Origin of the sequence: Neobacillus vireti (assembly GCF_036962465.1) — a bacterium.
GTDB classification, from domain to species: Bacteria; Bacillota; Bacilli; order Bacillales; family Cytobacillaceae; genus Neobacillus; species Neobacillus vireti_B.
The window spans coordinates 1-23,671 of sequence record NZ_JBALNF010000037.1; the positions used below are offsets into that span (position 1 = coordinate 1).

20 protein-coding genes, 3 tRNA genes, 1 pseudogene and 1 riboswitch are annotated in these 23,671 nt (G+C 37.7%); of the genes and pseudogenes, 1 reads left to right on the forward strand and 23 read right to left on the reverse strand.

What is annotated here, in order from left to right; translation table 11 throughout:
• Nucleotides 1-597 precede the first annotated feature (597 nt).
• The 5 genes and pseudogenes from V7077_RS16815 to V7077_RS16835 all read right to left on the reverse strand — a co-directional run.
• A pseudogene (locus V7077_RS16815) lies at nucleotides 598-804 on the reverse strand (HPr family phosphocarrier protein); the annotation flags it as partial.
• On the reverse strand, nucleotides 788-2,209 hold the full coding sequence (locus V7077_RS16820; RefSeq protein WP_335503995.1) for a glycoside hydrolase family 1 protein: 1,422 nt from the start codon (nucleotides 2,207-2,209) through the stop codon (nucleotides 788-790). The gene V7077_RS16820 and the pseudogene V7077_RS16815, both read right to left, overlap by 17 nt.
• 55 nt (nucleotides 2,210-2,264) lie before the next feature.
• Nucleotides 2,265-2,621 (reverse strand): PTS lactose/cellobiose transporter subunit IIA, encoded by a 357-nt coding sequence (locus V7077_RS16825; RefSeq protein WP_335503998.1) that lies wholly within the window; start codon nucleotides 2,619-2,621, stop codon nucleotides 2,265-2,267.
• A 23-nt stretch (nucleotides 2,622-2,644) separates the two neighbouring features.
• Nucleotides 2,645-3,877 carry a PTS sugar transporter subunit IIC gene (locus tag V7077_RS16830; RefSeq protein ID WP_335504000.1) on the reverse strand — a complete coding sequence of 411 codons (1,233 nt, stop codon included), beginning with the start codon at nucleotides 3,875-3,877 and terminating at the stop codon, nucleotides 2,645-2,647.
• A 19-nt stretch (nucleotides 3,878-3,896) separates the two neighbouring features.
• A complete protein-coding gene (locus V7077_RS16835; RefSeq protein ID WP_335504002.1) occupies nucleotides 3,897-4,214 on the reverse strand; it encodes a PTS sugar transporter subunit IIB in 318 nt (105 codons plus the stop codon).
• Between the two features lie 188 nt (nucleotides 4,215-4,402).
• Between V7077_RS16835 and V7077_RS16840 the strand changes: the two genes are divergently transcribed.
• The gene (locus tag V7077_RS16840; RefSeq protein WP_335504004.1) at nucleotides 4,403-6,331 is read left to right on the forward strand and encodes a BglG family transcription antiterminator; all 1,929 of its coding nucleotides are present in this window, start codon (nucleotides 4,403-4,405) and stop codon (nucleotides 6,329-6,331) included.
• A gap of 340 nt (nucleotides 6,332-6,671) precedes the next feature.
• On the opposite strand, the gene V7077_RS16845 is transcribed toward V7077_RS16840, so the two are convergent.
• From V7077_RS16845 to V7077_RS16930, 18 genes are all read right to left on the reverse strand, one after another.
• On the reverse strand, nucleotides 6,672-7,409 hold the full coding sequence (locus V7077_RS16845) for an energy-coupling factor transporter transmembrane component T family protein (RefSeq protein WP_335504006.1): 738 nt from the start codon (nucleotides 7,407-7,409) through the stop codon (nucleotides 6,672-6,674).
• Nucleotides 7,406-8,983, reverse strand: a complete 1,578-nt coding sequence (locus V7077_RS16850) for an ABC transporter ATP-binding protein (RefSeq protein ID WP_335504009.1) — start codon at nucleotides 8,981-8,983, stop codon at nucleotides 7,406-7,408. The genes V7077_RS16845 and V7077_RS16850 overlap by 4 nt, the downstream gene beginning before the upstream one ends.
• On the reverse strand, nucleotides 8,961-9,557 hold the full coding sequence (locus tag V7077_RS16855; protein WP_335504011.1) for an ECF transporter S component: 597 nt from the start codon (nucleotides 9,555-9,557) through the stop codon (nucleotides 8,961-8,963). The genes V7077_RS16850 and V7077_RS16855 overlap by 23 nt, the downstream gene beginning before the upstream one ends.
• Complete coding sequence (gene tenA, locus V7077_RS16860) at nucleotides 9,554-10,240, reverse strand: thiaminase II (protein ID WP_335504013.1); 687 nt, start codon at nucleotides 10,238-10,240, stop codon at nucleotides 9,554-9,556. The genes V7077_RS16855 and tenA overlap by 4 nt, the downstream gene beginning before the upstream one ends.
• Nucleotides 10,241-10,349: 109 nt before the next feature.
• Nucleotides 10,350-10,451, reverse strand: a riboswitch (TPP riboswitch).
• Nucleotides 10,452-10,691: 240 nt separating this feature from the next.
• On the reverse strand, nucleotides 10,692-11,636 hold the full coding sequence (gene mmuM, locus V7077_RS16865) for a homocysteine S-methyltransferase (protein ID WP_335504015.1): 945 nt from the start codon (nucleotides 11,634-11,636) through the stop codon (nucleotides 10,692-10,694).
• The gene (gene mmuP, locus V7077_RS16870) at nucleotides 11,611-13,020 is read right to left on the reverse strand and encodes an S-methylmethionine permease (protein ID WP_335504017.1); all 1,410 of its coding nucleotides are present in this window, start codon (nucleotides 13,018-13,020) and stop codon (nucleotides 11,611-11,613) included. Before mmuP ends, mmuM begins: the two co-directional genes overlap by 26 nt.
• A gap of 586 nt (nucleotides 13,021-13,606) precedes the next feature.
• Nucleotides 13,607-14,086: a 23S rRNA (pseudouridine(1915)-N(3))-methyltransferase RlmH gene (rlmH, locus tag V7077_RS16875; RefSeq protein WP_335504018.1), complete on the reverse strand. Its 480-nt coding sequence runs from the start codon at nucleotides 14,084-14,086 to the stop codon at nucleotides 13,607-13,609.
• 101 nt (nucleotides 14,087-14,187) lie between these two features.
• A complete protein-coding gene (locus V7077_RS16880; protein WP_335504020.1) occupies nucleotides 14,188-14,346 on the reverse strand; it encodes a CxxH/CxxC protein in 159 nt (52 codons plus the stop codon).
• 140 nt (nucleotides 14,347-14,486) lie between these two features.
• A complete protein-coding gene (locus V7077_RS16885; RefSeq protein ID WP_335504022.1) occupies nucleotides 14,487-15,722 on the reverse strand; it encodes a S1C family serine protease in 1,236 nt (411 codons plus the stop codon).
• Nucleotides 15,723-15,886: 164 nt separating this feature from the next.
• Entirely contained in the window at nucleotides 15,887-16,681 is a 795-nt protein-coding gene (locus tag V7077_RS16890) for an MBL fold metallo-hydrolase (protein WP_215047318.1), read from the reverse strand.
• Between the two features lie 6 nt (nucleotides 16,682-16,687).
• Entirely contained in the window at nucleotides 16,688-17,485 is a 798-nt protein-coding gene (locus V7077_RS16895; protein ID WP_335504025.1) for a two-component system regulatory protein YycI, read from the reverse strand.
• Nucleotides 17,486-18,796 (reverse strand): YycH family regulatory protein, encoded by a 1,311-nt coding sequence (locus V7077_RS16900; protein WP_335504027.1) that lies wholly within the window; start codon nucleotides 18,794-18,796, stop codon nucleotides 17,486-17,488.
• Complete coding sequence (walK, locus tag V7077_RS16905) at nucleotides 18,793-20,631, reverse strand: cell wall metabolism sensor histidine kinase WalK (protein ID WP_335504029.1); 1,839 nt, start codon at nucleotides 20,629-20,631, stop codon at nucleotides 18,793-18,795. Before walK ends, V7077_RS16900 begins: the two co-directional genes overlap by 4 nt.
• A gap of 3 nt (nucleotides 20,632-20,634) precedes the next feature.
• The gene (gene yycF / locus V7077_RS16910; protein WP_215047314.1) at nucleotides 20,635-21,345 is read right to left on the reverse strand and encodes a response regulator YycF; all 711 of its coding nucleotides are present in this window, start codon (nucleotides 21,343-21,345) and stop codon (nucleotides 20,635-20,637) included.
• Nucleotides 21,346-21,560: 215 nt separating this feature from the next.
• Complete coding sequence (locus V7077_RS16915) at nucleotides 21,561-23,009, reverse strand: peptidoglycan DD-metalloendopeptidase family protein (RefSeq protein ID WP_335504032.1); 1,449 nt, start codon at nucleotides 23,007-23,009, stop codon at nucleotides 21,561-21,563.
• A gap of 369 nt (nucleotides 23,010-23,378) precedes the next feature.
• Nucleotides 23,379-23,451 (reverse strand) — tRNA-Phe (locus V7077_RS16920).
• 5 nt (nucleotides 23,452-23,456) lie between these two features.
• Nucleotides 23,457-23,533 (reverse strand) — tRNA-Asp (locus tag V7077_RS16925).
• Nucleotides 23,534-23,598: 65 nt separating this feature from the next.
• Nucleotides 23,599-23,670 (reverse strand) — tRNA-Glu (locus V7077_RS16930).
• Nucleotide 23,671: the final 1 nt, after the last annotated feature.

The following is a 23,671-nucleotide window of genomic DNA, read 5'->3' on the forward strand; positions in this document are numbered from 1 at the left end:
TTGTCTGAAGTTGCTTCGTTTTCGGGTTCGACTTCAGACACGATCATGTCTTTTTTGCTTTTCCTTGTCCGATGTTGAACCGATATTTAAACTGCCTCTATTTATGGTAAGGTTCACAGCGCACCTGTTTAACCTGCAGCTTTTTGCAAAAATACAGAATATAAAGCACTTCATGTATTTCCAAATACCAAAGACTAGAATACCATAAAATCGGTATTTTTCATTAAAAAGACCTGTTGCAGTTCCCCTCATATCTCTTAAAATGGTTTGAAATTCTTCAAATGAAATTTCACCACGTTCATAGCGCAGACGTACTATTTCAGCAGCATCAATATTTGATGATTTTTCACTTATAAAAATAGGATATAACAAGACTACAATTGATGGATATAAACCTTTGATAGAACAACAAAAAAGTATGCAAAATATTCACAATCTCGCATACCTTTTCCATATACTTATTTATATTTGTACTTCAAGACTGAACTCCCTAAAATTCAGTACAGTTTTATTTCGAATACCTATTTAATTAAAATTTATTTAGGTGAAAACTGCCTCTATATTATGTAGGTTTAGCAAGCCCCTTTAGGCTTCACCTTTACCTACCCCTAGTGACATGACACCCATAATTGATTTTAAATTGACCGTCTTTTCGTTGAATTCCATTTTAATTTCTGAATCAAAATTACTTGCTGTTTTAACCATTATGGTTGCCGGCCGTGCATGAATACCTGTTTCATCTTTAACTAAAATGTCTTTTCTACCATACCCAATTCTCCCTAATCCTTTAGAGCTTTTGTCCATTAGAGTGAATAACTTCTTGATACCAATAAAAACTATCTTTTTTAATTCTTCGTAGATCCATAATGTCATCATCAGTTCTATTAACGTAGACAAATCCATATCGTTTTCTAAATCCACTGGTTGTGCTTAATAAATCCATGTACGACCATGGGCAATAACCAAATAATTGGACACCATCGCCGATGGCTAAACGGCACTGTTCAAGGTGTATTTTCAGATAATCTATTCGGTACTGATCATGTACTTTTTCATCCTCTGTTAACCTGTCAACGGCACCAATGCCATTTTCTGTAATAATAATTGGAATTTGATAACGATCATTTAATTCATTCAACAGTGTACGAAGTCCAATTGCATCGATTTCCCAATCCCAATCTGTTTTTTCTAAATATGGGTTCGAACTTCCCTGGTAAATACCCGGAACCACTTCAAACTCGGTCTCACCTTTTTTACCATTCATATTGATACTCATATCTTTATTCTCCATTGTTTCCGGAGCAAATTTTACAACCCTGCTTTGATAATAATTAATTCCTAAAAAGTCAGGCTTTGCCGATTGGAGCAGTTCCATATCTCCATCCTCGATGGTTGGCGTTACACCATTTTCCTCCATGTATCTCCAAACATTATCCCGATACTTGCCGTACATATATAAATCGGTAAACAAATAGGTTCGGAAATCATCGGCTTCATGGGCTGCTTGGACATCTTCAGGTCTGCAAGTCTCTGGATAATTTGGGGAAAGCCCAATGGCTGGTCCAATCTTCGCATTAGGGATCATTTCCCGGCACAAGTGAATGGCCTTTGCATGTGCAAGTGTCATAATATGATTCATTTCATATTTTTGCTTTTCCAAAGGCAATTCTTTATTAAATTCCATCAAATATGGCAGAAGAAACATATTGCTTTGTTCGTTAATCGTAAACCAGTATTTGACCTCTTCACCAAATTGCTCAAACAAAACCTTACAAAAGTAGGCAAAATCATCAATAATATTTCTGGAGGACCAACCTCCGTATTCTTCTTGAAGGCAAACAGGTAAATCAAAATGGTAGATGGTTACTAAAGGTTCAATCCCATTCTCCCGCAATTCATTTACAAGCCTTTTATAAAAATTAACTCCCTTTTTGTTCACCTCTCCACGGCCATTTGGCAAAATACGAGGCCATGAGATTGAAAAGCGATAGGCCTTCATTCCTAGCTCTTTCATGAGTGCTACATCCTCTTTGAACTTATGATAATGATCTGATGTAACACTTGTATCGGCATAATTAGGATTGATATTCTTATCGACAATGGATAAAGATTTGCCATCCTCTAAATGGGCACCTTCAAACTGGTAAGCTGCCGTCGCGGCTGCCCAGAAAAAATCGTCCGGAAATGCTATAGAATCTTTATATTTCATGATCCTTTCCTCCTAAAGGAAAATGCCAGACTATACCTGGCATTTTCCATAGTAATTATCTTTCTTCAAGCTTTCTCAAACGTTGATCATACACTTCAAATAAACGGACAATATGATTAGCTGTATTCCACTCACTCATTATCGTCATTAATGTGTCTTGAGCATGGGCAAACAAGAGGGAGAATACAACCTTCTCACCACGTGCTTCTCCCTGTATAGTTTGTGTCTGGGCAGAGTGAGCAGCAGTGATCTTCTTTTTTGCTTCTGCAAGCTTCTCTTTGGCCATTTCAAAATCACAAGCTGCAACATAATCTAGTGCTTCCTTTATAATCAATCTTGCATCTCCGGCATTCATGATTATTATCATAGATACTTCAGTCATATCATTGTCTCTTAAGCTGTTGTCGTTCATTATATAAACCTCCACTTTTATTTCTATTCTTCCTGTTCCTTTTTAAACAATTGTAGGTCATAAACCTTAAAGAACGGGAACCAAATCAACCATGATACTACTATTATTACAACTAATAATAGCAATCCTCTTAAGTCTGAGTTAACCAGAAATGTAGAAATCCCAACAGGCAAATACCATAGCTGTAACAGTTTTGCAGGAATTGTAACCCATCCTAAACTCAAAACAATATAAGTTATAGCCGGAATAATCAGTCCATTTAACCACATTGGAATCATCAATATTGGGTTAAATGCTACTGGAGCACCAAAAATGACAGGTTCGTTAATATTGAATATCGCCGGAGTAATCGTTACCTTACTAATTGCTTTTAATTGATTAGACTTTGCAAAAAATAACATCATTAGCACCAATGGCAGTGTCGTTCCCATACCGCCAACCCATACCCATCCCATAAGGGATTCAAATGTATGAATATTATGAGGCTGTAGCCCCTGTTCCAAAGCTTTGCTATTTGCTTGAATACCCTCTAACCAAACGGGATACATAATTGGGTACAATACCCAAGCGCTTATTCCAAATGAATAGAGGAAAATACCAATGAATGTGATTAACACAAACCCAACAAAGCTTTGGGCAATTAATGAAAGCGGTTGGAAAAGTTTTAAAATTAAATTATACAAATCGATATGCATTTGGAAAGCAAACAGCCATCCTACAAGCAATAAGAGAGTTACCGGTATAATCGTATCAAACCAAACAATGATAAAATCAGGTAAAGAACTGGAATTTTTAAAAAAGGATACCTTGGTGAATAGAAACATTACCGCACCCACGAGAAGACCTACGATAAGTGCAACAAACATGCCGTTCCCACCAAATCGCTCAAGTGTAAAAGTAATCCCGCCATCCGTTGTGAGTTTAGGCATAAGTAACATTAAAAACAAGGAAACACCTGTTAAACCCGAGATTATTTTTCTGTCATTCTTTTTCTTTTTTTCCATAATGAAATACGGGGTTAAAAGTGCAACAAAAATACTAATAAGTCCAAATGAAAAGGTCGTGATTGGTGAAAAATCAGGCATTTTTGAAAAGTAATTATTTAAGATTGAAATCAATGTAATCAGCGATCCAACCAAAATCAACGGCAAAATCGCCATGAGGGCATCCTGGATGGATGAAACCCATACATTTCTTGTTATTTTATTCATTTTTGGTGTAAAGTTTTGGTTCATCCAATTAATAAACGTATTCATGGAATAACCTCCATTCTATTTATTTTTCGTCAAGCAGTTCCAAGATAAGGTCTAGACCTTTATTTCCGTCCAAAAGGCCATAAATAGTTTGAGGGATGACCACAGCCGGAATGTTATAAGGTTTAACCTTTGCTTTTAAATCCTCTTCCATATATTGCAGATGCGGACCAATTAACAGAGCATTAATTTCATTCAAATATTCGTCCACTTCAGACTCGCTTCTTGCCATTACATTTAGTTCAACATTTCTTTTTTTTGCCGCCTTTCGGATGTTTTGAGCCATAAATCCACTTGAAGCACCGCCACCACAAATTAATAAAATATTTTTTTCAGTCATTATAAATTCCTCCTATGAAGTAAGTTTGAATTAATCTTCCTGATGTTATTGTCCTACTTTAGTATCTTTCCTCTCAAGTTGAAAAAGTTCCTAGGGATAGGAACTTTTTCAACTATAATTTTATTATCTGTTTTTTTATACTATAAAGTGGAAAACTAACGATAAATAAGCTTTGGGGGTTCTGAATCATGAAAAGGGAGAGAGAAGAAGCGGTTATTCAATTTTTATTAAATAAGAATGATTGGGTAAAGGCAGATATTTTGGCGAAGCAATTCTCTGTGTCCAGCCGAAGCATTCGTAAATATGTAAATGAAATAAATGAAACCACCTCTCCATCCGTTTTGATTATGTCCTCTAATCTTGGCTATAGATTAAATGAGAATGTTTACTATGAGATGTTACAGCAGAAGGAGCAGAAAGAAACACCTGACGGACTGAAACCGCTTGAACGGCTTTATTATCTATTAAAGCAATCAATAACCTATTCCGAGGGTATGGATATATTTGACCTGAGTGAAGATATTTATGTAAGTACCTCTACTATTGAGGGTGATTTAAAAAAGGCTAAAGGTCTATTGGCGCAATTCAACTTATCCTTCAAACGTAACGGAGATTTAATTATTTTAAATGGTTTGGAAAAAGATAAACGGAAGCTGATGAGCCATATTTTTTATGAAGAAACGAAGGATCAATTTTTGCATGTAGACAGTATTCAATCAGCTTTTGGTTATAATTTAGAAGACTTCAAAGAGGAACTTATCAAAGTACTGGCCTCCAATGACCTTTTTGTTAATGAGTACACAATCGGGAACATTTTGCTCCATATAGTGATTGCAACGAAACGTATAAGCCAGCATCGCACAATATCTGAAGAAAACATTAAGACATTGACCAAAACAAAGGAGTATAAGGCAGCATCCGATATAGCCACATTAATTAAAGCCAAATTTGGTGTAACTTTTGACGGAGCGGAGCTTTATTACTTAACGATTCTTTTGATTAGTAAAACTACGATCCTGAGTTATGACAGCCTTAATAAAGATAATCTCAATGAATATATTGAGCAACGTTATATAAATTTAGTAAATGAAATCATTCAAAAAGTAAAGGATTATTATTTGGTAGATATTTATGATGATGAATTTTTAATTAAATTCACGCTGCATATTCGAAATTTAATCAATAGAGCGAGGCATAATTATTTGTCAAAAAACCCATTAACTAAACAAATTAAATCGTCCTATCCATTGATATACGACCTGGCAGTTTTTATTTCGAATCAGATACAAAAAAAAGAAAACATCCAAATAAATGAGGACGAAATTGCTTATATTGCTTTTCATATCGGCTCCTTTCTAGAACGTCAAAAAACGCTGAAAAATAAAATTACCTGCACTGTTATTTGTCCAGAGTATTACAATATGCATATACCGCTGTTAAAAAGACTTGATCATTCTTTCGGAGACCAAATTGAAATTAGCATAGTTATTACCGATGTCGATATTGAAATGGAACAAATAAACACTGACCTAATTATAACTACCATTCAGATTCCAAAATTGATCGGCTATGAATTAGTTAGTATTAATCCATTTATTTTAGATGAGGACATTCAAAAAATACAGAACAGTATAACGAAAATTAATAAAAAACGAAGCCGTATAAAGCTGAAAAATCATTTAATCAGCCTATTTGATCCTCACCTGTTTCAACAAAATATTTACCTAAATGATGAGTTTGAGATGATAAGGTTCATTGGTGATAAGATGGTTCAATTAGGCTTTATCGAAATAGGCACTATTGACGATATAATTGAAAGGGAAACCATGTCTTCAACTTCGTTTAATAATAATGTTGCGGTGCCTCATTCGATGCATATGAACGCATTAAAGTCTGCTATTTCAATTGTACTAAATGACAAACCTGTGAATTGGGGAAACAATTCCGTCCAAATTATCGCGCTAATTGCCTTAAATAAGGGCGAACGAAGCATTTTTCGAGATATCTATGATAGTTTTATTAAAATATTATCAGAGCCGGAAAATGTTTATCTGCTATTAAAATCTAAAAATTATGATGAGTTTATTAATAGCCTTTTATCATTAATGGATGAATGAGCAGAACGCCCTTAGCCTAGGGATTTTAATAGGACATCCAAAAATAAAATGAAATAAATAAGATTTAAATTAACTGAAAAAGGAGCCTCGTTTTACTAAACAAAAACTGGCTCCTTATTTACACTTAATTCACTTTCAATCTCCAATTCCAAAAAAAGAATAAATTTCGATATTTAAATCTTTTACTATTGGTACAATTTAGAGGAATTTTTGTAAAAAAACTGCCTCTATTTATAGTAAGGTTCACCGCTTTTTATCAAAATGAGGTTTTATAATTCGGGTATTTTTATATTCAACAGAAATTGAGAACTCTCATTAAGGGCGCCTTCAAACCCTCACTTCAATTAATAAGAATGATAATCCCTATTACAACACTTAATAAAGAAAGTAAATAGGTCCAGTCTTTTGTTACTACTTTAGTGGTTTGATAGTAAGTTCTATCCCTTGCACCCGTAAATCCTCGTACTTCCATTGCAACAGCAATTCGTTCTGATTTTCGTATCCCTTGACTAAACAGGGGTAATGAGTACCTCATAAACGCCTTCCAGCTATTTTTTTGCTTGTAGCCTCTCACTTTATGAGCCATTTTCATTTGGTTGAATTCAGATTGGAATAACGGAATAAATCGAAATCCTGCGAGTAGCCCATACGCCCATTTAGGTGAAAGTTTACATTGATGTATTAAACTCATAATAAACAAAGTTAAGTCTGTGGTGGAGGTGAATAATAATCCATACGTTACAAACCCCAGCATCCTTAAAGAGATCGTTAAGCCATTATTCACACTTTCCACTGTCAGATGGAACCAAGCCCATTTCCAAATAGTGTCTTCACCTTCCCCAAATGCCGCCATCATCCAAAAGACAAGAATAAAAAATCCTAAGTATGGAAACAGTCTTTTTAAAAGGTATGTGATTTTCCATCCTCCTAAAAAAATACCAATCAAAACGGCAAGTACCCATATCTCAAACGTCACTTTTGGATGGGTTACGGTCATTAACAAGAACATAACCAAAAAATGAGAGAATAATTTTATAGAAGGATTTAGCGAAGCAAGGAAGGAATCGTTTGATTTCATACCATGACCCGCTCCCCTCTTGCATGCATCAGCTGGTAATGAAGCGGCGGAATAATCTCCGTTTCACGTAAAAGGACTTGATCAGAAAATAACCCGAATGGAGTTCCTTTGTAGGAAATGCTGCCATTATTGAAGAGAATCACTTGATGGGAGCAGGCATCTACTAAATCCATATCGTGAGTAACCATGACAATAGTGGTTCCCATCTCCTGTCTCTCTTTTAAGCGCTTAATCAATTCGCCTGCTGTTTTTTCATCTTGACCGAACGTTGGTTCATCCAGCAATAATAAAGGCTGATCAAACAATAGCATGGTTGCCACACTTAACCGCCGCTTTTGTCCTAAACTTAGTGTAAAAGGGTGAGCATTACGATGTGATTCCAATCCAAACTCCTCAAGCAGCTGATTCGTTTTGGCATGAATCTGCTCTTCCGGCCAATTTCTTTGCCGGCCGCCAAACGCAATTTCCTCAAATACAGTATCCGTTATAAATTGAAGCTCTGGATTTTGAAAAACAAAGCCTGCTTTTTCATATAATCCTCTATCATGCCATTGTTTGAGTTCCTTATTTTTAAAATGAACTTTTCCATTTTTTATTGGCTCTAAACGTATCAGACTTTTTAAGAAAGTGCTTTTTCCACTTCCATTCGCTCCAACTATAGAAACCCACTCACCTTTATGGATATCTATATTAATGTCCTCCACAATGATCTTTTTTCCATAGCCAATTTCTACGTTTTCTGTTCGGAGTAAAGAATCCTCATTCATTCTATCTTGAGGCTTAGTTTTAAGCCTTTTTGACAATTTTATTGATAGAGGATGTGAGGCATTTTCCACAACATCCATCCACTTGTACGGGAATAGTTTTGGCCGCCAAATACCTGCTTCTACCATTTCATGATGATAATTAAGCAGAATCTCTTTTGGCCTTCCATCCACTATAATACTTCCGCTCTCATTTATCATAATGACCCGATCCATCCAGTCGATACAGCCATCTAGAACGTGTTCGACAAATACCATCGTTTGATTATTCATTTGCGATATTTGTTTTAATAAATCAAATATCTCCATCCTGCCGGATGGATCTAGCTGGGCTGTTGGTTCATCAAAAAACAGTACTTCGGGTTCCAATGCTAATAAACAGGCCAATGCTAACCTTTGTTTCATACCCCCAGATAGTGTTTCAATCGGTGTTCTCCGGTCAACTTCTAATCCTACTTTTTCCATCAAATCTGAAATAATAGGATCCATTTCGCTTCGAGGAATCGCGCGATTTTCAAGGCTAAAAGCAATTTCTTCATCCACACGAAGCATACAAAACTGAGAATCAGGCTCCTGAAACATCACACCGGCATTGCTCCTGCGAAACACATCACCACTTACTTCTGCCTCCACATGCGCAGGAATGATACCTGCAAGAGTGGAAATCAAGGTCGATTTCCCGCTCCCGCTAGGTCCAAGTATTAATACTTTCTCTCCTTTATTGATGGACAGCGTCATATCACGAAGAATCTTTTCAGAACTCTGATAGAAACGGACAGAAAGATTTCTACATCCCAGAAATGTTTCCATGAATATCATCCTTATTTCGTTTTTCCTTCATCAATTCATAGGACTCTAAAACACCTGTTTTGGCTAGAGCATCCACTACCACCTTCGCTAACCAGCCTCCAAGTATGATTCCGCTGATGATATGAATTCCTAACGTCGTAAGAAATACTCCTGTCGTGTAAAATCCAAAACCATTCGCCAAAATGTTATAGACCATCCCCACAATCGCAGCCAGAGCACCAGACAGCATCAAGGTAAAAAGGTTGTAGTGCTTGTATCTAAACAGGGCGAATGCAATTTCGGATCCAATCCCTTGAAAGACTCCTACTAACAACGCCGTAAGACCAAAATGACTTCCCGTTAATAATTCCACTGCTGCTGCGGCAACCTCCGCAATAAAAGCAGCACCTGGTTTACGGATGATATATGCTACGATGGGACTGGCAATCACCCAAATCCCAAACATAAAACCGGCACCGACGGGTCCCACTAGAGCGGAAACCGGAATCCAAAGAGTTGACCATCCTAAATAAATAACACCACAAGCAACAGAAAGAATAACTGTAAGCACGATCTCCTTCATCTTCCAATTCATCTTTTTACCGCCTCCATTTGTACTGGCCATTCCTCAAGTTTATAAGCCATATCCCAAAACATATATTCAAGCTGACAGCTGATGAAGAAATGCTCCTTCATCTTTGCTTTTTCTTTCTCTGTTGCTTCCATTGCCCATTCATCTATCCGTGCACAAAATTTGGTTGCTATCGAATCGGTTCGGTCGCCATAAAAATGAATCCATTCATAAAATGGGTGGGAAGGGTCCGGAATGACCTCATCTAATAATCTCTTTCCTATTTCCCAATATGTCCATGGACATGGCAATAAGACCGCCAGAATTTCCCCTAATGTTCCCTCACGGGCAACGGTCATCATATGACGTATGTAATGATGGGCAGACGGTGATAATGGAAATCCTTGCAGTTCCCCATAGGAAATACCTGCTACCTGACAAAAGTTATGATGTGGGTGGGTTTCGCTGTGCAAGATAAAGGAGATTTGCTTATTAAATATCTCCATATCCTCACGACTCTCACATTTTGCAACGGCTATTCCATAGATTCTGATAAAGGAATTCAAATATTCATAGTCTTGTTTGACATAATGAATTAGCTGTTCCTTTCTTAAATCACCACTCGCAATTCCTCGTACAAAAGGATGTTCAAAAATTGCATCGAAAATCGGACTCGCTTCTTTCCTCAATTCTGCTGAAAAACTCATCAAAATTCCCCCTTATTGGTTTTAATGGGAAGACTTAAAATGGAGCGTTTTTCTTAAAAACGAAAAAACCGCTCCAAAAATGGAGCGGCAGAATAATTGTAAATATACCCGTGCACGGACTCCACTTTCCTACGCTAGTATGAACTAGATCAGGTTCAAAGGGTCCAGAGCAACTCTGTCTCAGCCAAAAATGGCTCCCCTAGTGGTCTTCCTATTAAAATTAATTTTTACTCTACACCCACTGTTTAATAAAGTCAATCAAATTAATATTTTATGATTCTTAAGTATTAAAAATAATCCAAACGATTTTAGGGGTAATGGCGCTGCTAATGGAAAATAAAAAAACCTCATTTACTTATGATACGGTTCACCATAACGTATATAAATGAGGTTTCCTCTAGATTAATTTCTAAAAAGGAGACATGGGCTATCAAAATGATCACAAAGTGATTTAGTACCGCCACCTTTTAAAAAGCTTTTCAATGTGTTGTGGTGTTGTTCTGCAGCATCCTCCTATCAACCTTGCCCCTGCTTGAAACCATTCTTCAGATTGCAGTTCGAAGCTGTTACATAATTCTTGACCATGCCATGTTTTTGTTTCTGGATTATAGGTTTCTCCGGAATTCGGATATACAAGAATAGCCTTTTTCGAATTCGCACTCAACTCCCTGATGGCATTAGTAACATAGGTTACTGGCGCACAATTTACACCAAATGCAACAATTTGGTTATCTTCTTCAAAAAACTGTGCACACACAGCAAGTTTTGTACCATCACTAATTTCTTTCTCATTTTTCAAAGAAAAGGATAGCCAAGCAAATGTCTCCGGAAATTCTCGCAATATGGAAGATAAAATTTTTGCTTCTTGTAAAGAAGGTATCGTTTCAAATGCTAATAAATCGGCACCCGCTTCAATCAATGCTTCAATTCTGGAACGGTGGAATTCTACTAATCTTTCATCTTTCACACCATAATTTCCAACATATTCTGAACCATCAGCTAGATAAGCCCCATATGGTCCAACAGATGCAGCCACCAATGGCTTAGGCCGATTATGTTGTGTATTTCCTTTCCAAAAATCATCTCTTGCCCTTCTTGCAAGCAGCACCGTTTGCTTAATTAATTCTAATGCTTCCATTTTATCTATTCCACGCATGGAAAAACCATCTATTGTTGCCTGATAGCTTGCTGTGATAGCACAGTCCGCTCCAGCGCGAAAATAATCAGAATGGACCCGATAAATCAATTCTGGATTTTCCAGTATAACACGTGCTGACCATAGAGGGTCATCCAAGTTACATCCATGTGATTCCAGTTCAGTAGCTAAGGCTCCATCAAGAAGCATAATGGAATGTTGGGATAAAATAGCATCAATTGGGTTGATTTTCTTGGACATAATTTGCGTCTCTTTTCTTTTGATTTTGTGTAAGATAATAGCTGCCGTAGCAGAGCAATATAAATGGAATGCCACAATATAGGGCTATTCGTTGAGTAGGATCAAATGCAATTCCAATACATGACGCAAGACATAATACAAATGATACAATTGGAACCAACGGATAAAGCGGCGTACGATAGACCAAGTTCTCTATTGAATTTCCCTCTTTTAAAAATTGCCTGCGAAATAGGAACTGTGAAGCACTGATACTCATCCAAACAACAACCACAGCCAGACCAGAAATGGATACAAGCACAATGTACACAGTATCTGGTGCCACAATGCTTGAGAACAAAGCTAAAACTCCACCTAACATACTGAAAATAACTCCATTGATTGGAACACCCTGTTTTGTCATTTTTGCAAATATCGGTGAGATGGTTTTCTTATTTGCAAGTGACCAAAGCATTCTCGATGAAGCATAAAGTCCTGAATTTGCAGCAGATAAAATAGCTGTTAGGATAACAAAGTTCATAATATCTGCAGAGTAAGGAACCCCAATTCGTTCAAGAACAGCAACAAACGGGCTTTCTAATACTCCTGCATCGTTCATTGGCAATAACGCAGATAACACTACGATTGTTCCTACAAAAAAGATAATCAATCTCCATAAAGTGGTGCTAATTGCCTTCGGGATTGTTTTTTCCGGATTTGCCGTTTCTCCAGCTGCAATACCGATTAATTCCGTTCCAGAAAAGGCAAAATTTACCGCAAGCATTGTCATGAAAATGGCGAAGGCGCCATTTGGAAACAAACCTGCCTTTACAAAATTAGAAAAATAGGGGGCTGGGTTTGAATGTGACATTGGAAGAAAGCCTACCATTGCCGCTACACCTAAAATAATAAAGATCACAATTGCAATTACCTTTATAGATGAGAACCAGAATTCGGCTTCAGCGAAGAACTTGACAGATAATACATTAAATATAAAAATCAAAATAGCAAAAAAAGCACTCCAGATCCAGACATTGATTGATGGGAACCATCTTTGCATAAGCATTCCCGCAGCTGTAAATTCAGAACCTAAGGCAACAGTCCACGTTAACCAATACAACCAGGCAACGGTATATCCTGTTCCTGGTCCGATGTATTTAGCTGCAAAGCTATGAAATGCACCGGTTTCAGGCATATGTACAGAAAGCTCACCCAAACATAGCATAACTAGGTAAACCACTAATGCACCAATCAGATAGGACAAAATCGTACCAAACGGCCCCGCTTGTTGAATCGTATAGCCCGAACTTAAAAATAATCCAGTTCCAATCACACCACCAAGTGATAGCATGACAATGTGACGCGTTTGCATTTTTCTTTGAAATTCTTTTCCATTTTTTTTCTCCATTTATACTCTCCTTTAATACTATAAAACTTTTGTTGTAATATAACTTATCCCTCTTCCTACTAATTGCCGCCCTAGCAATCTTTCAGATTTATTCAATTATAATGCCAAATCAAAAAAATACAAATATTGTTTGGAAGAAAATACTATATAACTTGCTTTACATTCCGGAGAATTATGTGATGGTATCTGAACTTCCATCAGAGTTATACGTATAAGACATCAATAAGAATTCTTTTCCTTAATTAAGTAACTAGCGAAAGTAAATAAGCGGAAATTTTTCGGTTAAATGCAAAATGGAGCTCGTTTCGGGGTAAATAAGGGGAGGGTTTCCGGTTATACAAAGCAAAATCTTCTATTTTTACATTTTTAGAGTCGATAGCCGGAATCTCTCCGACTATTTAAGCTATTTTTAATGATAATTACTAATTAAGCGGAATTTTTCCGTTTATTTAACTGATCGGGGCTTAACATGATTCCCCAATTGCTATATATTTCGTCCATACCATTCTTATCATTTCCTATTTAGGAACTTATTATGTTCTAGCCTCCCCAACTTTAAGGAGAGGCATTTGAATAAAAACCTCATTTACTTATGATACGGTTCATTCCGATTAATTCTAAACGACCGATAAATCTGTTCTACTAGAATCAGCCTCATTAATTGATGGGGGAAAGTCATCCTTGAAAAAGACAGCTGCTCATTTGACCGTTTAATCACCTCATCACTCAAACCAAGCGATCCTCCGATCACAAAAGCTATCTTACTTTTTCCATATGTAGCTAATTGATCTAAGTTTTTAGCCAGTTCCTCAGACGATTGCAATTTCCCTTGAATCGCTAATGCAATCACATATGTATCCTGGCTAATCTTAGCCAAAATCCGTTCGCCTTCTTTTTGCTTCACCTGCAGCATTTCGAGCTCACTTAATTCCTCGGGAGCCTTTTCATCGGCAACCTCCACCATTTCAACTTTTGCATAGGCAGTTAATCTTTTTAAATATTCCTCGATTCCCTGCCGTAAATATTTCTCTTTCAACTTACCAACCGTTATGATCGAGATATTCACAATCCACAACCCTTTTCAACTAAATTACAAACAGCTTACAAACAAGATATCCACAGAAGTTATCCACATATTCACATTTTTTATCCACATCTTGTATGGAATCATTTGTTCGCCACCATATATACAGCTTGTTTTTGGCAGTATTCACAACCTGCGTCTGAATTATCCACAGGTAATTGTGATAAAACTGGATATGTTTGATATTTATCCACAATATCATCTAAGGCAATGTCCACATGTTCCTCGCAGCTATAAATCATCTTTTCTCCTCGCTTTCACATATATCATTATCATTATCATTATTTTTACCCTTCTCATGGCTATCATACTTTTAACCCTATTTATCATACCATAGAAACAAAAACGGGAAAGTGAATGACTCACTTTCCCAAAATGGTGTTTACTCCAGTTTTTCGCCTGACAACGTTAAAGTAGTATTCTTTAACTTTCCTGCACGGTAAAACTTCACCTTTAACTTCTCGCCAATTTTCTTTTTCTGATATAAGTGTTTACGCAGGTCGATCACATCATTAATTTTTTCGCCATCCATTTCCACAATCACATCCAGCTCTTGTAAGCCAGCATCGGAAGCAGGTGAATTGGGCATTACCTGGCGAAGAGCGACACCGTAATTGACATCACGCGGTAATTTTAATGTTTGCTCTTGATAGTACGCAGGAATTTCACTAATGGACTTTAGGTCGACACCCATATATGGACGTTTAACAACTCCAAACTGTTCAAGGTCATCAATTATAGGTTTAGCGGAATTGATAGGAATGGAGAGACCAATTCCTTCAACAGCCTCTTGAGAAATTTTCATCGAATTAATCCCGATCACTTGACCTTCCATATTAATTAGCGCACCGCCACTGTTACCGGGGTTAATCGCAGCATCTGTTTGTAATACCTCGGACTGCCAATCGACGACACCGTCTTGGTTGATATCGACAGGAATGGTTCGTTTTAGACCAGAAATAATTCCTTGCGTTACAGAACCAGAGAATGTCGCCCCAAGTGGGTTTCCGATTGCAATGACCGGTTCTCCTAACTTCAGACTGTCAGAATTTCCGAATTCTGCTACTTTTTTAATCTTACTTGCACCAATTTCAAGCACAGCTAGATCTGTCCAAATATCACTGCCAAGCAGCTTAGCAGTAATTTTGGTTCCGTCATCCAGGCTTACTTCTAAGCTGGAAGCTCCCTCAACAACATGGTGGTTTGTGACAACATAAGCTTTACTTCCTGCTTTTTTATAGATAACTCCCGATCCCGTCCCCGCAGCCTGTTCTGATGAATCGCCGTTATCAGACCAAAAGCTAGAAGATTGGATATTATTAATACCGACGACTGCTGAACCTGTTTTTGCAACAGCCTTTGTCGTGTTGGTATTCACATCATAGGAAACCTTTTCAACTACATTCTGCTGATTATCATGATTACTCGTTTCTGCTGCCTGATTTTGGTCCGCTGTTAGTTTATAGGGCAATATTCCTTGCTTTGATAAAGTTGGGATGGCAAGAATTACTAGGATTGCCCCAATGATTGCTCCAACCAGACTTGCTAGTAATACACCGCCTCTTTTACTTCTCTGCTCCCGGTAGCGTCCTTGTGTATGATCGTCATAATAGCCCATTTACACCATTCCCTTCTTCGAAAAGTGCTAGTTATTATTTTGTATATACCACTTATAATTATAATCATTCTTCCTAAAATTACTAACCTATTTCCGCATTTGTTGTTTTTGCGAACTTTAAACTTATAAAAAAAATAGAGGCCTTTATGGCCTCCATTCAATCATTATACCGCTGTTAAAATCGTTGGGGTTTTTGGATCTGTATCATAAAGTTCAAATTGTTCACCAACCATCAGACCGCGGCTTTCTAATGTTTGTGCGACCGCCATTTTCGCCAGATCCTTCATATTATTATCAAGGCTCAAATGGGCGAGATAGACCCGTTTCGTCCGATCACCTACCACATCACTCATGGCGAGGGCCGCATCTTCATTAGAAACATGCCCCACATCACTTAAAATCCGGCGTTTAATATTCCAGGGATATCGGCCCATCCTCAGCATTTGGACATCATGATTCGATTCAAAGATGTACACATCCGCATTAGAGATTGTCCCTTTCATCCGATCACTTACATAGCCCGTATCGGTGATCAGCACTAGTTTTTTCCCTGATTGATGAAACACATAAAACATTGGCTCTGCTGCATCATGGGATACACCAAAAGACTCAATATCTGTTGAACCAAAACTTTTTACGGTTTCCATATTAAAAACAAACTTTTGCTCTGTAGGAATTACGCCAACTGAACTTTCCATGGCCCGCCATGTTTTTTCATTTGCATATACAGGCAAATGGTATTTGCGGGCGAGGACACCGATTCCTTTGATATGGTCACTATGCTCATGTGTGACAAAGATGCCGGAAAGCTTGCTGATATCACGATCAATCTGTCCAAAAAGGGACTCCATTTGTTTTCCGCTGAAGCCGGCATCAACTAAAAAGGAATGTTCATCAGACTCAACAAACAAGGCGTTTCCCGTACTGCCGCTTGCTAGGATACTATATCGTAACGACATACTTTTTCACTCCACTTTACTATTTTCCTCACTATTAAACTCAATAATTTGCCCTTCAAACGCATTGACAAACAAGCTCTCCTTATCATTGACCACAAAGTGCCATGTTGGGGCTAATACTTGCGATGCAGCCAGCTGGATGAGCGTTGAATAGCCAAGTTCAATCTTTGTTATTTTACTTTTTGGTTTTAAGGCACCCTTTTGATGCAAAGTCTCAATCGCCTTTAACGGTGGAAGAATTTCTTCTTTAGCCGTCAGCTTGTCAATTTCCTCTAAATAGGTTTGCTGATAAGAAGTAATCTGGTTTTCTTCATTTACATTAAATGTAATCATCCCATTAATATTTTCATAAAATGGGTAATTATCGTATTGTTGAAAATAGGTGATCGTATGTTTCTTATCATCCTTCTCCCAAAATTGGTAATGCTCACCGTATAGGAGTCCTGCTTTTATAAAAGAGGCAAGATCTGCGGGTTCAAATTTAGAACTTAGCTGAATTGGCTTATCAAGCATGACAGAGAGAGTAGAAGTCGGTTCCGTTGATAAGACCTTCTGTCCTTTTAATTTTTCCATATCCCCTTTTGTAAACGTCTTAGGCTTGGCACTTAGATATTGATCTTTAATCGGGGCCTTCGGAAGCTCCACATACTTAATCTCATCTGCCTTCAACTTATCTTCAAAGGAAGTTGGGGTTATCACTTCATAATTATTAGCATCACGCATTTTCATAAATTGAAATAAAAGATACACGTCTAATATTAAAAAGGTAATGATAAAAATCGTTTTAATTTTGCTCCAATCCATCTATGAACCTCCTCCCAGGCCACTCAGCGTCATTTGGCCCCAAGATTTGTTATACCGATAAAACCAAGTAGGTTCTAAGAGAATCAGTTTATTTTCATCCGAACTTCTAACCATTTGATAGCCAAGAACTAATTCTTCAAGAAGTTCCGGCTTAAAGTTCTTATTACTTTGTAAAACGGCTAAGATTTCATGTCCTGATGGAGGAGTAACAGTTTGCATTTCTGTTATTAAGGGAAGATCTAAAGTAATATTCGGGCGGACATATTTATTAATTTCGTCACGTCCCCACTCCTCGGTCATCTCGGATAATCCATTATCATTAAAGATAGGATAGCCATCCGAACTATACAAACGAAACGTAACTGAGCGTTTGGATTCACTTTTAGAAACATAACGAAACGAATCTGTCCAGCCTCCATGTTCATTGACAAAGTCAATACTTCTTTTGACCAAATCGTAGGAGCTATCTACAAAACTGTCTTCTGGTGTCGGATTAATGTATTGCAAAATGTTACTATCATAATTAACGGTCATTTTACTTGAATCATTGGTAAATTCCTCACCATGGGGAATAGAGCTTCTTTGAACGAAACTGGGATCGTCAAAAAGGGCATCTTTAAATTCATCCGAATTAAGCGTTACAGGCAAATACTTATAGGTAGTCATTTTTATTTTAGCCTCTGGCAGATAAATGCTGTGTTTATCAGTTGGCTTATAGGCAAAAAACTTTGGATAACGAGCCGCATTTTTATAGTAATCTCGATTAAACTCATTTATATTAGCAGAGGAAATATGACTTACATAAATCTGACCCGTTTCAGTAGAGGCAAAATAAACACTGCCATTCCCCTTATCCAAATCATTCACATTTATAATAATACGATTAAAATTGAAGGGAGGAATTTTCTTACCTTCAATATTTAAAACACTAAGATATAACTCAATCGGAACATCCCCAGGGAAGACGAGTTCAGCATTACCGCTGCCATGGATAAAACTGTCCATATTTCCGGCCTTTTCGGTATAGTTTTTCACGTCAGAAATGGTCCAGCTGCTTATTTCTTTCATTAACTTTTCCAATTCATCAGGATTGCTAGTTCCATAGTGCTGCCCTTTCACATGAAATAATACCTGATCGGGCCTTACTATTTTTGTCACATCTTGTTTTTTATCTACTGTTACTTCTGCCACTGTTTTACTTTTTTCCATCTTGTCATAGTTGGGCTGGTATGTCCAAAGATTCCAAGTGAGCAGCAGACTTACCAAGACTAAGACTGTTAAAATTCCTGATTTTATATTCTCATATCTCATGACCATTCATCCTCTTCAGAACGTTCATATGGCAGGGAAAAGGATATCTTTGTCCCTTTACCTTCCTCACTTGTTGCCCAAATCGATCCGCCATGAGCCTTGACCATTTCCTGAGCAATTGCCAGCCCTAAACCTGTTCCGCCCAATTTACGAGTTCTGGCTTTATCCACTCGGTAAAACTGATCAAAGATTTTTCCAATATTCTCTTTTGGAATTCCTACTCCTTGGTCCGATACGCTGACAATAATTTTATCCTCTTTTTCTTTTATCGAAAAAGTAACCTGTCCGCCTTCAGGTGAATACTTTAAGGCGTTAGAAATAATATTGTATAAGACCTGGGTCATTTTATCTTCATCTTCATCTACTTCCACAAAGATCGCCTGCTTCGGAAGCTTACGTTTAAAGGTTACATTCTGTTCCTTTGACATTTCAAACCGATCAATAATATTGTTGTAGAAGTCGACAAAGTTTACCCATTCCTTTGTTAACTTGTAATCAGTGCTATCCATTTTTGATAATTGTAGAAGGTCATTGACAAGACGGATCATTCTTTCCGTCTCAGTCCGCGTTACTTCTAAGAAATTAGGGGCAATTTCTGGATCTTGCCATGCACCATCTGCAAGCGCCTCTAAATAACTGCGCATTGTTGTGAGAGGTGTTCTTAATTCATGTGAAACATTGGCCACAAATTCTCTTCTTTCAGCGTCAATCTTTTCTTGATCCGTGATATCATGTAAAACGGCAATCAAACCATTAACAAAACCTGTCTCCTTTTGAATAATGGAGAAATTAGCTCTTAGTATATAGCGCTCTGCTTTTGTACTATAGTCTAAAATTAATGACTCATTTTCCTCTAGGAGGTCTTCAAATGTGTTCGTATCATCCAAGTCCAATAACTCTACAATCGGCTGAGATAAGACTGTTTCACGTGAAACATTCAGCATTTCTGCTGCAGGATCATTAATTAAAATGACTCGGCCTTTTCGGTCTGTCGCAATAACCCCATCTGTCATATATGATAGGACGGAGGACAGCTTTCTACGTTCCCCTTCCGTCATTGCCTGGGCTTCCTGCAATTTTTTCGTCAAGTGGTTAAAGGTAACAGCGAGCGTACCTATTTCATCTTGACCATACACCTTTACCTTCCGAGAGAAATTTCCTTTGGCCATAGCAAGCGCTTGTTTCTTCATATCAGCTATTGGCCGGGTAATCGTTTGGGCTAATAAAATTCCCAATACAGCCGTGATCGATAAGGCAATCGCTGTACCTGTAGCAAAAATATTATTAATGGTTTTCATTTGCTCAAACACATTTTCAATTTTTGCGACAAGGTAGATGGCCCCAATTACTTTTTTGCCAGATTTAATAGGCGTTGAGAGGACCCAGATTCGATGTCCGGTTTTCTGTTCAATCTTGATGGAGCTTTGATTTTCTTCCAAAACCATGGATTGTTTTACCTGAAGTACTGTGGTCCTTTGACCAACAAGTCCCTGGTTACTGGATTGGGAAGTACCAAGAATTTTTAAGGAACGATTTTCAATCACTTGGACCTCTGTAATATCACTATCCCCTTCATCAAAGTCCTTAAGAACCTTTTTCAAATCTTCCTCAAGTGTCGGATCTTCTGCCTTTCTATCCTTTTCCATTGCCTCGACCACATTATAAGCAAGTAAATCAACCCGCTGTTGAATCGAAGTTTGAAAGTTTGTCCGCAATGTTTGTTCAAGTTGTTTGACAAAGTAAACACCAATAATTTGCATCGCTACGAGGATAAGAAGGACATAGATGAGAACAAACTTTACATGTATCGAGCGAAAGAAACCAACCTTTTTCATTAATTACTCCTGTTCAGGATTGCGTAAATAGTAGCCAACCCCGCGGCGAGTCACAATCCATGTTGGATGACTTGGGCTATCCTCAATTTTTTCACGCAATCGCCGTACCGTTACATCGACAGTTCGTACGTCTCCATAATAGTCGTATCCCCATACGGTTTGCAGTAAATGTTCCCTCGTCATGACTTGGCCAATATGCTGTGCTAAGTAATAAAGCAGTTCAAATTCACGATGAGTTAGTTCAATGGTTTCGCCTCGTTTTGAAACCACATAGGCATCTGGATGAATCACGAGTGAACCAATCTCAATTTCATTCGTTTCATTTTCAGCATCCGACTGCGCAATAATTTGGTTATGACGGCGTAAGTTCGCTTTGACACGGGCAATTAATTCCCTTGTACTAAACGGCTTTGTTACATAATCATCTGCCCCTAATTCAAGTCCCAATACTTTATCAATTTCTGAGTCCTTAGCGGTCAGCATAATAATGGGCATTTCATATTTCTTACGGACCTCACGGCATACTTCCATCCCGTCACGTAGTGGAAGCATAATATCTAAGAGGATTAAATCCGGTTGAATTTCATCCACTAATTGTAATGCCTCATTGCCATCATAAGCACAATAAACGACATAACCTTCTTTTTTTAAGTTAAATTGTAAAATATCTGCAATTGGTTTTTCATCATCCACAACAAGAATCTTCTTTTCCATACCATTACTCCTTTTCGTTCAACTGATCTAATCTAATCCAATCTAATCTATTCAATTAAAAGCCTTTAGAAGTCATACCTATACTACTTTACTTTACCATTTTATAAGTAGAAATTCATCTATAATCAGCATTTGGCAGGATTGGTATAACCTTCTTTGACTCTTTTTAAAGCAAAATAGAAGAGTCTCTAGCAATGAACTAGAGACTCCTACCATTAATGTATATACGATAATGGGTTGACTAAACTGCCGTTTTTATAAACCTCAAAATGAAGATGGACTCCGGTTGCATCACCAGTTGCCCCCATAATTCCAATCGCTGTACCCTTTGACACCGTTTGCCCCGCTTTGACGCTTAGGGAAGACATGTGACCGTAAAGAGTGCGGAAGCCATTGTGGTGGTCAATAATAACTTTGTTTCCATAGCCATTGCTCCAGCCTGCAAAAACAATTACACCATTATCAGCTGCCTTAATAGTCTTATTAGTAGGTCTTGCGATATCAATTCCTTTATGCATTTTACCCCAGCGCATCCCCTGCTTACTTGAAATATAACCGCCGACAGTCGGCCAGGCAAAGCTGCCCTCTCCGCGAGAAGGGATGACTTTCGTTCCTTTTAAAACAACATGATTAACAGGCTGTACTAGAATCCGTTCATCGGACTGATTTTTTTTAACTGTTACACCATTTTGTTCTGAAATTTGATAGGTAACCAACCTTGATCCATTTTGTCCTGCTTGTTTTTCTTTTGTCTCCCCCTTTGGCATAGAGGAATCCTCAATGACTTGATTAGCAAATGGAATAGCTTCCTTTTGATTGACTTGCTTATCAACAATTACTTCAACAAACGGCTTAATCGCTGTAATATTTAGTTCCTGGCCAATCTTTAATAGACTCTCCGATGCCAAACCTGGGTTTAATGTGATTAATTCTCCCACTTTTAATCCATGGCTATGAGCAATTGTTTCAAGAACATCGCCTTCTGCTACCGTATACTTCTTTTCCTCTAAACTACCCTTTTGTAAATAAGCAACGGCATCATCAGCGCTCATCATTTTCTCTGGTGTAATATTTTTTTCCTCAATCGACACTTCTTTCGATAAGCGTACATCTAAAAGACGTGTTTCATTTTCTTGTAAAGGCGGAAGGGCTGCATCTTTTTGATTTTTTCTTGCTTCCAGTTCGGTTAACTGCGCTTCAGAAACATATGACAGTTTGAGCCTTTTGATAACTTCCTCAGCGGAGTCCTTATTTTCTAAATAAACCACTGGTGTCCCATCGATTACAATGGCGGAAGATTCCGCCTCCAATCGGAAGATATCATTAAACTTTTGGACTGTTTCCTGATTATTGGCTGTTGAATGCAAGACCTGTTCAGGTATGTATTGAACTTGCGGCTCAATCTTCAGGTTAACACTTGTAAACGATTTCTTTGCACTTTCCACTTTTTCAGCAATTAACGTGTTCACTACACTTTTATCCGTAACATTACCTACATAGGTACCATTAAGATATACATGGTAAATTTTAGTTGAATTGGCAGATAGGGCAAAAGCAATAGGTCCATTACTAAAGGCAACAACTGAAGCAGCCATGGCCGTAATGACCGTTGTTTTTAGCCATAAAAACTTATTTGTTTTAGATTCTCTATTTGAAAATAACATTTTTTCCCCCTAAACCACGGTAAAACCCTTCTCAGTCTGCTATGTATGTCTTGTAAAGAATTTTCCTTATTTTTAACCTTTATTAATTTAACATAGTTTTTTTTTGAAAGATTAATAGTCTTAATAATGTAACAAAAATGTATAATGCCTGACATTTTTCACATTTTAGCGACATATTTCAGGTCTATTATCCCAATATTATTGTGGAGTTTATTTCTAGGATTAGGAGAAATACCCTTATCATGTAAGGATTTTAGTAGGGCAAGAGTCGTAGATTTAAATTTTATAGAAAAAGGAGTGAGTTTTATTACGGAGTCTTTGCGGAAGCATAAAAAAAAGAAGCTGCATGAGCAAGCTTCTTTTTTTTTATGGCTCAGGACGGAATCGAACCGCCGACACAAGGATTTTCAGTCCTTTGCTCTACCGACTGAGCTACTGAGCCAACAATGGCGGTCTGGACGGGACTCGAACCCGCGACCTCCTGCGTGACAGGCAGGCATTCTAACCAACTGAACTACCAGACCATATTTAATTGATCATCAGCAAGGAAACCGTCCTTGCCAGTTACTCACTGACAATCAAAAGCCAATGACCCCTACGGGACTCGAACCCGTGTTACCTCCGTGAAAGGGAGGTGTCTTAACCGCTTGACCAAGGGGCCA

What these genes read in the sequence shown, in the direction of transcription:
- V7077_RS16850 (WP_335504009.1), bottom strand. Translation starts at nt 8,983, where the DNA reads ATGGAAACATTTCTGGGATGTAGAAATCTTTCTGTCCGTTTCTATCAG.
- V7077_RS16890 (WP_215047318.1), bottom strand. Translation starts at nt 16,681, where the DNA reads ATGTCGTTACGATATAGTATCCTAGCAAGCGGCAGTACGGGAAACGCC.
- V7077_RS16820 (WP_335503995.1), bottom strand. Translation starts at nt 2,209, where the DNA reads ATGAAATATAAAGATTCTATAGCATTTCCGGACGATTTTTTCTGGGCA.
- V7077_RS16915 (WP_335504032.1), bottom strand. Translation starts at nt 23,009, where the DNA reads ATGTTATTTTCAAATAGAGAATCTAAAACAAATAAGTTTTTATGGCTA.
- yycF (WP_215047314.1), bottom strand. Translation starts at nt 21,345, where the DNA reads ATGGAAAAGAAGATTCTTGTTGTGGATGATGAAAAACCAATTGCAGAT.
- V7077_RS16900 (WP_335504027.1), bottom strand. Translation starts at nt 18,796, where the DNA reads ATGAGATATGAGAATATAAAATCAGGAATTTTAACAGTCTTAGTCTTG.
- V7077_RS16880 (WP_335504020.1), bottom strand. Translation starts at nt 14,346, where the DNA reads ATGATTTATAGCTGCGAGGAACATGTGGACATTGCCTTAGATGATATT.
- V7077_RS16840 (WP_335504004.1), top strand. Translation starts at nt 4,403, where the DNA reads ATGAAAAGGGAGAGAGAAGAAGCGGTTATTCAATTTTTATTAAATAAG.
- V7077_RS16835 (WP_335504002.1), bottom strand. Translation starts at nt 4,214, where the DNA reads ATGACTGAAAAAAATATTTTATTAATTTGTGGTGGCGGTGCTTCAAGT.
- V7077_RS16895 (WP_335504025.1), bottom strand. Translation starts at nt 17,485, where the DNA reads ATGGATTGGAGCAAAATTAAAACGATTTTTATCATTACCTTTTTAATA.
- tenA (WP_335504013.1), bottom strand. Translation starts at nt 10,240, where the DNA reads ATGAGTTTTTCAGCAGAATTGAGGAAAGAAGCGAGTCCGATTTTCGAT.
- mmuP (WP_335504017.1), bottom strand. Translation starts at nt 13,020, where the DNA reads ATGGAGAAAAAAAATGGAAAAGAATTTCAAAGAAAAATGCAAACGCGT.
- V7077_RS16885 (WP_335504022.1), bottom strand. Translation starts at nt 15,722, where the DNA reads ATGGGCTATTATGACGATCATACACAAGGACGCTACCGGGAGCAGAGA.
- V7077_RS16855 (WP_335504011.1), bottom strand. Translation starts at nt 9,557, where the DNA reads ATGAATTGGAAGATGAAGGAGATCGTGCTTACAGTTATTCTTTCTGTT.
- V7077_RS16845 (WP_335504006.1), bottom strand. Translation starts at nt 7,409, where the DNA reads ATGAAATCAAACGATTCCTTCCTTGCTTCGCTAAATCCTTCTATAAAA.
- V7077_RS16825 (WP_335503998.1), bottom strand. Translation starts at nt 2,621, where the DNA reads ATGAACGACAACAGCTTAAGAGACAATGATATGACTGAAGTATCTATG.
- mmuM (WP_335504015.1), bottom strand. Translation starts at nt 11,636, where the DNA reads ATGTCCAAGAAAATCAACCCAATTGATGCTATTTTATCCCAACATTCC.
- walK (WP_335504029.1), bottom strand. Translation starts at nt 20,631, where the DNA reads ATGAAAAAGGTTGGTTTCTTTCGCTCGATACATGTAAAGTTTGTTCTC.
- V7077_RS16830 (WP_335504000.1), bottom strand. Translation starts at nt 3,877, where the DNA reads ATGAATACGTTTATTAATTGGATGAACCAAAACTTTACACCAAAAATG.